Annotated in this window: 18 protein-coding genes; 11 read left to right on the top strand and 7 right to left on the bottom strand. The window is 41.3% G+C overall.

The window, feature by feature from the left end:
* Window positions 1-13: 13 nt before the first annotated feature.
* A complete protein-coding gene (locus DYH63_RS03050) occupies window positions 14-376 on the bottom strand; it encodes a hypothetical protein (RefSeq protein ID WP_116787399.1) in 363 nt (120 codons plus the stop codon).
* Window positions 377-569: 193 nt separating this feature from the next.
* On the opposite strand from DYH63_RS03050, the gene DYH63_RS03045 reads away from it, so the two are divergent.
* The 5 genes from DYH63_RS03045 to DYH63_RS03025 all read left to right on the top strand — a co-directional run bounded on the left by DYH63_RS03045 (window position 570) and on the right by DYH63_RS03025 (window position 5,074).
* Window positions 570-1,748 carry an acetyl-CoA C-acyltransferase gene (locus tag DYH63_RS03045; RefSeq protein ID WP_116787398.1) on the top strand — a complete coding sequence of 393 codons (1,179 nt, stop codon included), beginning with the start codon at window positions 570-572 and terminating at the stop codon, window positions 1,746-1,748.
* Between the two features lie 231 nt (window positions 1,749-1,979).
* Window positions 1,980-2,741, top strand: a complete 762-nt coding sequence (locus DYH63_RS03040; protein ID WP_116787397.1) for a C40 family peptidase — start codon at window positions 1,980-1,982, stop codon at window positions 2,739-2,741.
* 61 nt (window positions 2,742-2,802) lie between these two features.
* Window positions 2,803-3,654 carry an alpha/beta hydrolase gene (locus DYH63_RS03035; RefSeq protein WP_162926903.1) on the top strand — a complete coding sequence of 284 codons (852 nt, stop codon included), beginning with the start codon at window positions 2,803-2,805 and terminating at the stop codon, window positions 3,652-3,654.
* Between the two features lie 65 nt (window positions 3,655-3,719).
* Window positions 3,720-4,397 (top strand): carboxypeptidase-like regulatory domain-containing protein, encoded by a 678-nt coding sequence (locus DYH63_RS03030; RefSeq protein ID WP_116787395.1) that lies wholly within the window; start codon window positions 3,720-3,722, stop codon window positions 4,395-4,397.
* Entirely contained in the window at window positions 4,394-5,074 is a 681-nt protein-coding gene (locus DYH63_RS03025; protein WP_116787394.1) for a carboxypeptidase-like regulatory domain-containing protein, read from the top strand. Before DYH63_RS03030 ends, DYH63_RS03025 begins: the two co-directional genes overlap by 4 nt.
* Window positions 5,075-5,146: 72 nt before the next feature.
* Here the strand turns inward: DYH63_RS03025 and DYH63_RS03020 are convergent, their stop codons facing one another.
* The 5 genes from DYH63_RS03020 to DYH63_RS03000 form a co-directional block, all read right to left on the bottom strand.
* A complete protein-coding gene (locus DYH63_RS03020; protein ID WP_116787393.1) occupies window positions 5,147-5,407 on the bottom strand; it encodes a hypothetical protein in 261 nt (86 codons plus the stop codon).
* A gap of 136 nt (window positions 5,408-5,543) precedes the next feature.
* Complete coding sequence (locus tag DYH63_RS03015) at window positions 5,544-5,741, bottom strand: hypothetical protein (protein ID WP_116787392.1); 198 nt, start codon at window positions 5,739-5,741, stop codon at window positions 5,544-5,546.
* Between the two features lie 92 nt (window positions 5,742-5,833).
* The gene (locus tag DYH63_RS03010; RefSeq protein ID WP_116787391.1) at window positions 5,834-6,064 is read right to left on the bottom strand and encodes a hypothetical protein; all 231 of its coding nucleotides are present in this window, start codon (window positions 6,062-6,064) and stop codon (window positions 5,834-5,836) included.
* A gap of 138 nt (window positions 6,065-6,202) precedes the next feature.
* Window positions 6,203-6,943, bottom strand: a complete 741-nt coding sequence (locus DYH63_RS03005; RefSeq protein WP_116787390.1) for an SDR family oxidoreductase — start codon at window positions 6,941-6,943, stop codon at window positions 6,203-6,205.
* A 222-nt stretch (window positions 6,944-7,165) separates the two neighbouring features.
* Window positions 7,166-7,735: a Crp/Fnr family transcriptional regulator gene (locus tag DYH63_RS03000; protein ID WP_116787389.1), complete on the bottom strand. Its 570-nt coding sequence runs from the start codon at window positions 7,733-7,735 to the stop codon at window positions 7,166-7,168.
* A gap of 120 nt (window positions 7,736-7,855) precedes the next feature.
* Here DYH63_RS03000 and DYH63_RS02995 point away from each other — a divergent pair, with 120 nt between their 5' ends.
* From DYH63_RS02995 to DYH63_RS02975, 5 genes are all read left to right on the top strand, one after another.
* Window positions 7,856-8,167, top strand: coding sequence for a hypothetical protein (locus tag DYH63_RS02995; RefSeq protein WP_116787388.1), 312 nt, complete (start codon window positions 7,856-7,858; stop codon window positions 8,165-8,167).
* 86 nt (window positions 8,168-8,253) lie between these two features.
* Window positions 8,254-9,189, top strand: coding sequence for a ring-cleaving dioxygenase (locus tag DYH63_RS02990; RefSeq protein ID WP_116787387.1), 936 nt, complete (start codon window positions 8,254-8,256; stop codon window positions 9,187-9,189).
* A 195-nt stretch (window positions 9,190-9,384) separates the two neighbouring features.
* The gene (locus DYH63_RS02985; protein ID WP_116787386.1) at window positions 9,385-10,281 is read left to right on the top strand and encodes a pirin family protein; all 897 of its coding nucleotides are present in this window, start codon (window positions 9,385-9,387) and stop codon (window positions 10,279-10,281) included.
* Between the two features lie 3 nt (window positions 10,282-10,284).
* Window positions 10,285-10,566 (top strand): GNAT family N-acetyltransferase, encoded by a 282-nt coding sequence (locus DYH63_RS02980; protein WP_116787385.1) that lies wholly within the window; start codon window positions 10,285-10,287, stop codon window positions 10,564-10,566.
* 30 nt (window positions 10,567-10,596) lie between these two features.
* Window positions 10,597-11,388, top strand: coding sequence for an alpha/beta hydrolase (locus tag DYH63_RS02975; RefSeq protein WP_116787384.1), 792 nt, complete (start codon window positions 10,597-10,599; stop codon window positions 11,386-11,388).
* A gap of 27 nt (window positions 11,389-11,415) precedes the next feature.
* Here DYH63_RS02975 and DYH63_RS02970 read toward each other — a convergent pair whose 3' ends face one another.
* Window positions 11,416-11,847 (bottom strand): response regulator, encoded by a 432-nt coding sequence (locus DYH63_RS02970; protein WP_116787383.1) that lies wholly within the window; start codon window positions 11,845-11,847, stop codon window positions 11,416-11,418.
* Between the two features lie 164 nt (window positions 11,848-12,011).
* Between DYH63_RS02970 and DYH63_RS02965 the strand changes: the two genes are divergently transcribed.
* Window positions 12,012-12,398 (top strand): rhodanese-like domain-containing protein, encoded by a 387-nt coding sequence (locus tag DYH63_RS02965; protein ID WP_116787382.1) that lies wholly within the window; start codon window positions 12,012-12,014, stop codon window positions 12,396-12,398.
* Window positions 12,399-12,400 lie beyond the last annotated feature (2 nt).

Genomic DNA, 12,400 nt, shown 5'->3' with positions numbered 1-12,400 from the left:
TGGTGGTTTTGGTTTAAGAATAACTGTACACTACAGTAACATCAGTGCCGGCCACGGCGGTTATCTTAGCCCTTGCCCTTTTTTGTTGTACTTTTTTATATAATTCAATATCATGCAGCTGGCCTATTGTTTCGTAACCGGTTCCGTTACCTTTCGCTTTTACAAGCACCTCTCCGGCAACGGCGGTTTCCTGCAAAACAAGTTGCTCCCTTACATCAAGGCCAAGCCTGCTTATGGCTTCGGTATTTGCATTAGCCAGTACCGAAGTATGGGCATTATCATTTTCTGTAAAAACTACTTTACCCGGTGTGCGGTATATTTTATTGATCAAATAAACAATAGCAATGATGGCTATAAAAACGGCAAAAACATTCATAGTTAAAATATAAGTATATTGCAATATTAGCGTATAAAATTATATATGGCACAATTTTAGTACAACTTCTTATATATTTCATCAATTCTCAACAAGACCTATTTATTTACAATAATTTTTAAACGATTTGTTTTTATGTGGATAATTTTTAATTAAATTCGCAACAACAAACAATACAAAGACATTTTTAGCCATGAGTAAAAAAGTTGTAATAGTATCTGCAGTGCGCACCCCAATAGGCAGTTTTATGGGAGGCCTTTCTACCCTTACAGCCCCGCAACTGGGCGCTGCTGCCATTAAAGGCGCACTCGAAAAAATAAACCTTAAGCCAGAACTTGTAGACGAAGTTCTTATGGGCAATGTAGTACAGGCCGGTGTGGGCCAGGCGCCCGCACGCCAGGCATCAAAGCTTGCCGGGCTGCCGGACAGCGTTATTGCCACAACAGTAAATAAAGTATGCGCCAGCGGTATGAAAGCCGTAATGCAGGCAGCACAAGCCATTAAAAGCGGCGATGCCGAGATTATTGTTGCCGGTGGTATGGAGAGCATGAGCCAGATACCGCACTATGTGCACATGCGCAACGGTTATAAATTTGGCCCTGCAACAATGCTGGACGGGCTTCAAAAAGATGGCCTTAGCGATGCTTATGATAACAACGCCATGGGCGTATTTGCTGACCTTTGTGCTACAGAATATAAAATAAGCCGCGAAGAGCAGGATGAATTTGCCATAAACTCTTACAAGCGCTCTGCCGCTGCATGGGATGCCGGTAAGTTTGATAACGAAGTGGTGGCGGTTGCAGTACCACAACGCAGGGGCGAACCTGTAATAGTAAGCAAAGACGAAGAATATACTAACGTAAAGCTGGATAAAATTCCGTCGCTTAATGCCGTGTTTACGAAAGATGGTACGGTAACAGCAGCAAATGCTTCTACCATTAATGATGGTGCTGCGGCAATGGTAATAATGAGCGAAGACAAAGCAAATGAGCTGGGGCTTAAACCACTTGCTTATATAAAAGGGTATGCCGATGCTGAGCAGGAACCAAAATGGTTTACTACTACCCCATCTAAGGCATTGCCAAAAGCACTTAGCAAAGCAGGTATTACTAAAGAAGAAGTAGACTTTTTTGAGTTTAACGAAGCCTTCTCTGTAGTAGGCCTTGCAAATACAAAAATCCTTGGCCTTGATGCCGAAAAGGTAAACGTAAACGGTGGTGCGGTATCACTTGGGCACCCACTGGGAGCTTCGGGTGCACGTATTATTGTTACCCTGCTTAACGTACTGGAACAAAACAATGCTAAAACCGGTGCAGCTGCTATTTGTAATGGCGGTGGTGGCGCTTCGGCTATTGTTATAGAAAGAGCGTAAGGAATTTTTTATTTTTAGATTATATCTTATATTGAGAACACCGGATGCTGTTTTGCGTCCGGTGTTCTTTGTTTAAATTGTAAAGAACTTTGTGAATAAGATAGTAGGCATTGCGCTAAATTATACCCTATCTCTTGAGATTTCCTGCTATATTTGTAGCAACAAGAAAAGCTACTATCGCTAACTTGTCGGGAAGTAACCAGTAGAAAATAAAAAATATAAAATAAAGGAATGTTTGGTATTTGTAACCTTGCCATTGTACCATTACGGCTTGAGCCGAGCGACCGCAGCGAAATGACTTCGCAGGTGTTGTTTGGCGAACATTTTAAAATACTTGAACAAACCGAAAAGTGGAGCCGCATAGAAATAGGCTTTGACGGCTATAATGGCTGGATTGATAACAAACAGTTTCGCAACATCAGCGAGAGCGAATACAGCGCCCTGCAGCACACAGATCCTGTTATGAATGGCGATCTTATAGAATTTATAGCTTCGCCAAACAACCAGTTACTACCCATATCGCTTGGATCTGCGATTACCCATTTAGAGAATGAAGGCTTAAACCCCGAACAATATCATTTTGAAGGGCTTAAAACTACCGGTGTTAAAGAAAAGGCTAATATTGTAGATACTGCCTATCTATACCTTAATGCGCCATACTTATGGGGTGGCAAGACGCCGTTTGGTATAGATTGCAGCGGCATGGTACAAATGGTGTATAAGCTAAACGGCTACAATTTATTGCGCGATGCCAGCCAGCAGGCCACTCAGGGCGAAGCACTAAGCTTTATAGAAGAGAGCGAACCCGGCGACCTTGCCTTTTTTGATAACGACGAAGGACGCATTATCCACGTAGGCATTATTATGGAAGATAATTACATCATCCATGCGCACGGCAAAGTACGTATAGACAGGCTCGATCACCTGGGCATTTACAACGTAGACACCGGCAGGCACAGCCACAAACTAAGGGTAATCAAAAAAATAATTTAAGCAGGCTTCGGCCTGCTTTTTGCTTTTTGTTTGTTACTTTTATAAAATGCAAAACCACCACATGAAAAAGACACTCGCACTACTATTCCTGTTTGTCAGCTTTTTGCAAAGCTGTTCTTCTGATGATAACAACACGACTCCTGCTGATGACACGGCTGTAGCCAAAGAATATACAGATGTACATTACGGCAGCGACCCGCAGCAAATAATGGATGTGTACCTGCCCGCAGGACGCACTGCTGCAACTAAAGTAATTATCCTTATACATGGCGGTGCCTGGATAGCAGGAAGTAAAGAAGATTTTGCAGATTTTATTCCGCTTATAAAAACCGAATTTCCCGGATATGCCATTGTAAACATTAATTACAGGCTGGCTACTGAGACCAGCGCGGCTTTCCCTAAACAAATTGACGACGTTAAAAAAGCCATAGCTTTCCTTAAAAATGAGAGTGGCTACACCATAAGTAGTAATTATGGCCTTATAGGCACCAGTGCCGGGGCACACATTGCTATGTTGTACAGCTATAAATATGACACAAGCCACGAGGTAAAGGCCATTTGTAATATTGTAGGCCCGGCAGATTTTCTTGATCCCGCCTATGTATCGCATCCACTATATCCGCTTGCAGGATTGTATGTAATAGGCAGCAGTACACCATCGCAGCAGGCTGTAACAGAAGTTAGTCCTATTGCACATATTACAGCACAGGCACCTCCTACCCTTTCGTTTTATGGCGGTCAGGATCAGCTTATACCTGCTACTCAGGGTCCGCGCTTAAAGGCGGCACTTGATGCGGCGGGCGTGGTAAATCAGTTTAACTTTTACCCGAATGGTGGTCATGGCGACTGGGATGATGCTACTTTTGCAGAAGTATATGCAAAGCTTACTGCTTTTTTTGAAGTACATTTCTAATAAAATTTTACTTGCATCCCAACCTCTTACCCTGAAACGTTATCCTTACATAAAAGGATTTTAGCATGAGTAACCGTATACAAATATCAATCCCTACGCCCTGCCATGAAAAATGGGCAGATATGACCCCAACAGATAAAGGCAGGTTCTGCGCGTCGTGCCAAAAGCAGGTATTTGATTTTACCAATAGCACTGACAGGGAAATTTCTATAGCCCTAAAAAACGGGGCTGCCTGCGGCAGGTTTAAAGAAAGTCAACTTGACCGTGACCTTATTATCCCTAAAGAAAAGAATACCATGTGGATAGCCGCCAGTGCTGCCGTGGTAAGTTTTTTTACACTTGGAAGCGAAGTAGTTAAAGCACAGGCGCCTGTTACAGAAATTAATCCGGAAAAATCAAACAAATTAATCGATATAATCGAAGATGGTTTAGAAAATATGAAAGGCATTGTTACAGATGATATGGATTACCCTATACATATGGCTTATGTTACAAACACAAGGACAATGGAAAACGTGAAATGCGATTTTAATGGTAATTTTACAATCAAATATGCTAAAAATGATGTTATTGAAATTAAGCACCAAGGGTATAAAACATATAGCTTTATAGCGAAATCAAGTAATCAAAATCTGCAACTTGAGTCAGAAACTTCAGAAAATATAGAATATGATGTATATGGTACCATCCAAAGGTCTTTCTTCGGGCGTATTTTTCACCGTATAGGAAATATATTCAGATGAGCCGTAAACTAAAAATATCAATCCCAACGCCCTGCTATGAAAAATGGGCAGATATGACCCCAACAGATAAGGGTAGGTTTTGCGCGTCGTGCCAAAAGCAGGTATTTGATTTTACCAATAGTACTGACAGGGAAATTGCTACAGCCTTAAAAAACGGGGCTGCCTGCGGCAGGTTTAAAGAAAGTCAACTTGACCGTGACCTTATTATCCCTAAAGAAAAGAATACCATGTGGATAGCTGCGAGCGCTGCCGTGGTAAGTTTTTTCACACTTAGAAGCGAAGCAGTTAAAGCACAGGAGCCTCAGACTGAAACTGTCCCTTCTGCTATCAATGTCGAGTCCGATACAATTAGTGAGTCCTTAAAGGTTATTTATGGTAATGTAATGGATGAGACAGGTATTAAAGTAGGTGGTGCAAACATAAATAACTTAACCACGGGCAGAAAAGTAGTCACTGATGTAGATGGTAATTTTATAATGAGATGTTGTGAAAATGATAGCTTACAGATGCAATTCCCAGGTTTTAAAAACCAGAATTTCATTGTTGGAAAATCTAATCGTTATGATTTTACGCTGCAATTAACAGATACCTCAGAATACGTAGAAATGGTAGGGGCAGTAAGAAGAGTATCTTTCTTTAAGCGCACCTGGTTTAGAATAACCCGTATTTTCCGCTAAAATAAAAAAAGCAATCCGCATCTGCGGACTGCTTTCTTAACTACCCAAATTTAAATAATCTCCTTATTTCTACTAAGGAACCTGTTCCCCAACAGGATTTTCTTTTAAGTCGTTTTTCGGCCCCATTTTTACAACGGTGTCGTTATCTTTTACTATAGTGTCGCCTCCGGGTACAGATGACATCCCTTCAGGAGGAATGGTGTCAGTTACCATATCGTCTGTTCCTGCATCATCGCCTTCATCAGTTTTGTTCTTACAAGAGCTAAAACTTAGTGCCCCAAAAACCAAAGCACTGAAAAAGGCTGTTCTTATATATTTTCTATTTAGTTTCATAATTCTCTCTTATTATTCGTTGGTATTTCAAAGTTAGCCTGTAAAATCTTTAAATTTTCTTAGCATTTTATTAAATGTATTATAAAAAAACAGCTGCCAAATGGCAGCTGTCAGTATACATATCTTTATTTTTCTACTATTTCGGAATACTGTCGGTTATTACCGTTGTCGTGTCGGTAACAGTAGTGGTACCGGCTGGCGTTGTAATTACAGTATCAGTTACTACTGTGGCAGTATCTGCGGTAGTCTCTGTACCTTCTTCTGTTTTGTTGCTCTTGCAAGACACCATCCCGATGCCTGCAACCATTACTAATGCTAATACAATTTTCTTCATACTATGTTGATTTTGCTTTACTTTTCTCAAAGATAGCAGTATATCGATATATTTAGTAAGGTAATTATCTTAAAAAAAACATAAATAAACCGCTATTCTTCGATAACTGCGGGCTTCATTGTTTTAGAAGTGTCGCTGGGCTTTATAGCCGGTTCGCTGGTTGTCATGTTAGAGGGCGAAATATTCATGTCGCTGCTCGTGCGTATGTTTTGTGGGGCTCTTGTACTTATTGGCTCCTCCTCCCCCGCTGACGATTGGCCGCTACCGCAGCCAGTAAGCATTGCAAATAATGATAAGAGGCCATATGTAAAAATCTTTTTCATAACAATTTTTATATAAAGTTACACGTCAAACACATAGCCCGGTATTATAGTTTTGCCAAATCGCACTTAAAAAAAACATAAAAAAGACGGCAGTACAATTGCCGTCTTTTTTAAAATAATCAAACACCGGTAAGAGTATCACCCTTTAAAGCCACCATCAATATTAAGGCTTGCACCTGTAATGTAGCCTGCGTCAGGCCCGGCCAGGTAAGCGGTAAAGGCAGCAATTTCTTCAGGTTGCGCATAGCGGTCAAGATCCATCTGCGATTTCAGGAAGTCAGAAAACGGCCCATTCTGAGGATTCATGTCTGTATTTACCGGACCGGGCTGAATGTTATTAATGGTAATGCCCAGTGGCCCCAAATCGCGGGATAAGCCCATGGTAAGCCCTTGTATTGCTGCCTTACTGGCTGCATATACACCACCGCCCTCAAATGGCATACGAGTAGCGTTTGTACTGCCTATGTTTATAATACGGCTTCCGGTTGCCATGTGCTTAACAGCCTCTTTAATAGCTACAAATGTGGCACGAACATTAATATTAAAGGTTTTGTCAAAATCTTCTACAGAAAAAGTATCCAACTGCCCCATTATGCCTATACCTGCGTTGTTAACCAGTATATCTATCTTGCCAAAGTGCGCAGCAGCAGCTTCTACAGATGCGGCTACGGCTACGGCATCAGCAGCATTTGCCTGTATGGCCAGTGCCCTGCGCCCTGTGTTTTCTATTTCCTTAACCAGCGCATCGGCCTCTGCCTTTGCAGATACATAGGTAAAAGCCACATCGGCACCTTCAGTTGCTAAACGTTTTACAATTGCAGCACCTATACCGCGGCTGCCTCCTGTTACTAATGCAATTTTGTTTTCTAAAGTATTCATGATAAAATCTATTAAAATTGAACTTGTTTTTTTGCAAAACCATCTCTTGGTTTTGATGTTACAAAGTTGCAACAGGTACAGACCTTAATCCATTGATAAAACGCAGAAAAAACTCTTGACATTTATCAATGAAACCGGATTAACAGATAATTAGGTTGTTTTATTACCCTATTTTAAGCTGGCCTGAGAACTAATACCGGCGCATATTAAGGCTCTCAACAATTATTTCTTAGCGCGTATACGGCTCAGGGTTTCTGGTTTTAACCCCAGGAAAGAAGCAATCATGTGCTGGGGCACACGGCTAACGAGTGAAGGATAGGTTTTTATAAAATCATGATATTTTTCTTCGGCACTAAGGCTTATACCGGCATGTATACGTTCCTGAGATGCTATAAAACTCCGCTCTACCAATACATGCATAAAATCGCTAAAATTTGGCACAGCACGGTACAGCATTTCAAAATCTCCTTTGGATATAATAACTACTTCGGTATCTTCAAGTGCTTCAATGTTACTGCGCGCCGGTGCATCATATACATAACTGTAGCGGTCGCCGGTCCACCAGTTTTCAGATGAAAACTGTATAATGTGTTCCTGTCCTCTATCATCTACCCTATAGGTACGCAAAAGGCCAGACGTTACAAAGGCATTATAACGCCACATATCGCCTTCCTGTAATAAATACTGGCGTTTGCGCAGTTTTTTAAGCCGGCATACACCTTTTATTATTACAATTTCCTCATCGGTTAAGGTAAACTTGTTTTGCAGGTATGTTATAAAGTCATCAACCATAGTGTAAATATAGCATCTTGGCGTGTATTAAAAAATAGTATGCACTTTGTTTTCTTATCCCAGTTCAATGCGCAGGCATTTTAGATTGCGCAATTTTGCATAACAATAAACCGGAATATCATGACAGGCAAGATAAACATACTTTATATAGGCAGGCATCCTGAAATTACTGAAACGGTTAACCGGCTGCTCAACAATAACGATGAATGGCACGGGCTATGCACCACACTTGATCATGAGGCTCAGGCACTTTTTAAAGCACACAATATTACCATTGTGCTACTGGGTAATGGCATTAGTAAAGAGGAAGAATCAGAACTCCGCAGTTTTTTTGCAGAATATAATCCTGCAGCTAAAATAGTACAACATTATGGCGGCGGTAGCGGCCTGCTAAAGAGTGAAATATATATGGCACTAAATAGCAACACTTAGCAATTTTCACTTCTTGTCTTAGTTCAATGTTTTAAAAACAAACAGGTTATACCTTTACACTATCAAATAACAAAAATAACATCATCATGGAAAATACAATTTTAGGCATCCACCACATTACTGCAATAGCAGGCGATGCAAAACGCAATTTTAATTTTTACAGCAACATATTAGGCCTTCGCTTCATCAAAAAAACAGTGAATTTTGACGATCCGGGCACCTACCATTTTTACTTTGGCGATGAGATAGGCAGCGCAGGTACCATACTTACATTCTTTCCGTGGGGCGATGCGATTCCACAGGGCAGGCGTGGCAGTGGCATGGCTACAGAAATAGGGTACTCTGTACCAAAAGGCAGTCTTGAAAAATGGGTAGCACGTTTTGAGAAATATAATGTTATCTATAATAAACCTGCCGAAAAGTTTGGCCAACGCTACCTTACCTTCCTTGATCCGGATGGGTTGAAACTGGAGCTTTATGAGGTAGAAACAGACGACCGTAAACCGTGGGAGACTGACGAGGTTAAGGCAGATATTGCCACAAGGGGCTTTCATAACGTTACCATTACGCTAAATGATATTACAGGCACAGCAGGCGTACTTACAGATATCTTTGGCTATAAACTTGCCGGACAGGAATCTAACCGTTACCGCTACACAACAGATACCGTAAATGCCGCAGCCATTGTAGACCTTGTAGAATTGAAAGATGAAAAACGCGGCCATGTTGCAAACGGCACTGTACACCATGTAGCTTTCAGGGTTAAAAATGACGAGATACTGATGCACTTCCGTGAAAAAGTAGCGGCCAGTGGCTTACAAATTACGCCGCAAATAGACCGCAATTATTTCCACAGCCTGTACTTCAGGGAACCGGGAGGCGTATTATTCGAAATCGCTACTGATAATCCGGGCTTTACCGTAGATGAAAAGCTTGAAGATTTAGGCAAGGGACTTAAGTTACCTGCCCAATACGAATCGAGAAGGGAAGAAATTGAGGCGCATCTTGCACCGCTTAACTAAATAAAGGATACCCGCTTAATTGGCGGGTATTTTTTGTCCTTTAATTTTATTTAACAAGCTAATAACTACGTTTTTCTGCCGCGTAATTCAACGATCAATTTACAATTGTTTATCTGCATTTGAGGATTTAACATATAACATCTAAATAATTTAAGGATTATTTGTAAATTAACACTCAAAATAGCATATTGAAAAATGTCTAACATTAACCTGATAATAGAGGAACGCCCTGCAAACATTGGAAACTTTTTTGTAGGCAGGCTGTTGCCCTTTCGCGAAAAGCGCACGGTGGGTCCGTTCGCATTTATAGACCATATGGGGCCTGCCGCGCTTAGCGACCACGAAAATCTTGATGTGGGTCCGCACCCGCATATTGGCCTTTCTACACTTACCTATCTTTTTGAAGGTGCCATTATGCACCGCGACAGTTTGGGTACCGCCCTGGAAATTACTCCCGGACAGGTAAACTGGATGACATCGGGCAAAGGCATTGTGCATTCTGAACGTACGCCTGAAAGGCTAAGGACCACAGACAAATACCTGCATGGCCTGCAAATATGGGTGGCATTGCCCAAACACCTTGAGCAGATGGAACCCCAGTTTGCCCACGTTACCGAAGATGAACTACCGCAATGGGAACAGGATGGCATTACCCTAAAATTGATAGCAGGCGAGGCATTCGGCAAAAAATCGCCCGTGCCGGTATTCAGTCCGCTATATTTTATTGAAGTAAAAAGCACCTCAAGACAAAAAGTAACGCTGGGTAGTGGCCTGTATGGCGAAAGTGGGCTCTATATACTCGAAGGCAGTATAGAGGGCGAAGGGCATACCTTTGGGCCTAAACAGCTACTTGTGGCTAAAGACAGTTCGCTGTGCGAGTTTACCATGGATGCAAATACTACCGTTTATATTTTTGGCGGCGAGCCTTTTGAAGAGCCACGTCATATTTACTGGAATTTTGTATCGAGCGACCCGCAGCTTATTGAAGAGGCTAAAGAGCGATGGACAGCACAGGAGTTTCCTAAGATACCGGGCGAAACCGGTTTTGTACCACTACCGGAACCCAACCCGAATTTTACAACCAAAAAATAATGTATGGAAATTATACAGATAGATAACGGCGTTAAAGGTACTTTTAAGGCTGTTGAAGGAAAAGTAGAAGCAGGTATCATGTCCTACATCTGGGATGATGAAGGCACTTTTACTATAGAGCACACCATAGGCAATCCGGAATTCAAAGGAGTCGGCACCAAACTTCTGGACAGGGCTGTGGCATTTGCACGCGAAAAAAACCTGAAAATAATACCACAATGCCCGTTTGCAAAAAAAATGTTTGACCGCAAACCCGAATTGCACGACGTACTCGCAACGGCGTAACGATATATACTACCCCCCAGATAAATAGAAATGATTAAAATACCAAAAACAATTGTATTCATAACAGGTGCCTTTGTATCCCATAATGTTTGGGATGCATGGAAAACCTATTTTGAAAGCAAAGGATATACTACTACTGCACCGCCATGGCCTCATAAAGATGCGCCTGTACAGGAGCTCAGGAACAGGCAGCCAAATGATACTGCTTTAGCAAAATTAACCCTTAAGGAACTGACTGACCATTATATAAAAATTATTGCAGCCCTGCCGGAAAAGCCTATAGTCATAGGGCATTCATTAGGCGGGCTTATAGCACAAATACTGGTAAACCGCGATCTTGTTGCCGCAGGTATTGCCATACACAGCGTTCCGCCAAAAGGTGTATTCTCTTTTGAGTGGTCATTCCTTAAATCAGTATGGAAACCTCTTGGTATTCTAAGCTCAACAAGTAAAACACATCTTATGAGCCTTAACGAGTGGAAATACAGTTTTACAAACGGCATGACAAACGAAGACCAGGTAATTAGCTATGAAACCTACTGCATACCGGAGTCTAAACGTGTGCTGCGCGATGGGCTGAGTGATGCTGCAAAGGTAGATTTTGATAAAATACACCCTCCCCTGTTGTTTATTACAGGCACTACAGATCATATAACGCCAAATTCGCTCAACTACGAAAATTACGCTAAATACAACAAAGACCACTCTGTAACAGACTATAAGGAGTTTAACGGCAAAAACCACTTTGTACTGGGGCTGCCCTCCTGGCATGATGAAGCAGATTATATTATATCCTGGCTCGACATCCTGAGACATAACTAAAAACAGCCGCTGAATGCGGCTGTTTTTTTATACTTTTTTACTTGAGAATGTATTAATGTTCTCCCGCCAGTAATCAACAAGATTCTTTATCTTCTCTTTATACTTATTATAGTCAGTACCCTTGTGTATATAACCTTGTATTGATAGTTTATTAGCACGTTTTAAAGAATAATCATCCTGCGCGTTTGAGATAAATATGTAGGGTATATCTTTATCACTCAGCAGCTCTTCCTCCAGTATAATATTTCTTAGGTCAAAACCGCCCAGCTTGGGCATATTAATATCAGATATAATAATAAAAGGTTCTATTTCCGGACGGCGGAAATATGCAAGGGCCTCTGTACTGTCAGAAAAAAAGACAACCTTATTCTTATATCCAAGATCCCTGAATATCTCCTTCAGTATATCCCTGTCATCTTCATCATCTTCTATTACAAGAATATCCTTGTGCATTTTCATGGTCGCGCTTCGTTTGGTTAAATTTATTAAGGTACAAATTAATGTATTTCTAAAAACACAGGCGTTACTACATATTACAAAATACTTACAATTTTATGTTTTGCAACAACCTGTGCGGTATTTGTCGTTACACTAAAATTGTTACCTTGCATTAAATTTAGTGTATGAAAAAATTGTTTACTGCGCTGGTAATAGCCACTGCGCTTTTTGCCTGCAAAAAAGAGCAAAAAAGAGGTACTGAACAGGTTCTTCCTGCAGCGTTTGAAAAAGAAATGACTGCCGATGCCGGGCAGCTTATAGACGTGCGTACCCCAAAAGAATATAGCGAAGGGCACCTTAACGGTGCTAAAAACCTGCATATATATGATAACGACTTTATAACCCGTCTGGACAGTCTGGATAAAGATGAAACCGTATATATATACTGCAAGGCAGGCGGCCGTAGTGCCGAAGCTGTAGAAACACTAGAAAGCAAAGGCTTTAAACATATTGTAGAGCTGGAAGGCGGCATGGATGCCTGGAAAGAAGCCGGTAAACCCGTAAAGCAATAACC

Origin of the sequence: Flavobacterium psychrotrophum, assembly GCF_003403075.1 — a bacterium.
Taxonomy (GTDB): domain Bacteria; phylum Bacteroidota; class Bacteroidia; order Flavobacteriales; family Flavobacteriaceae; genus Flavobacterium; species Flavobacterium psychrotrophum.
Note: the sequence above shows the minus strand (reverse complement) of the source record. Positions and strands in the feature narration are given on the sequence as shown.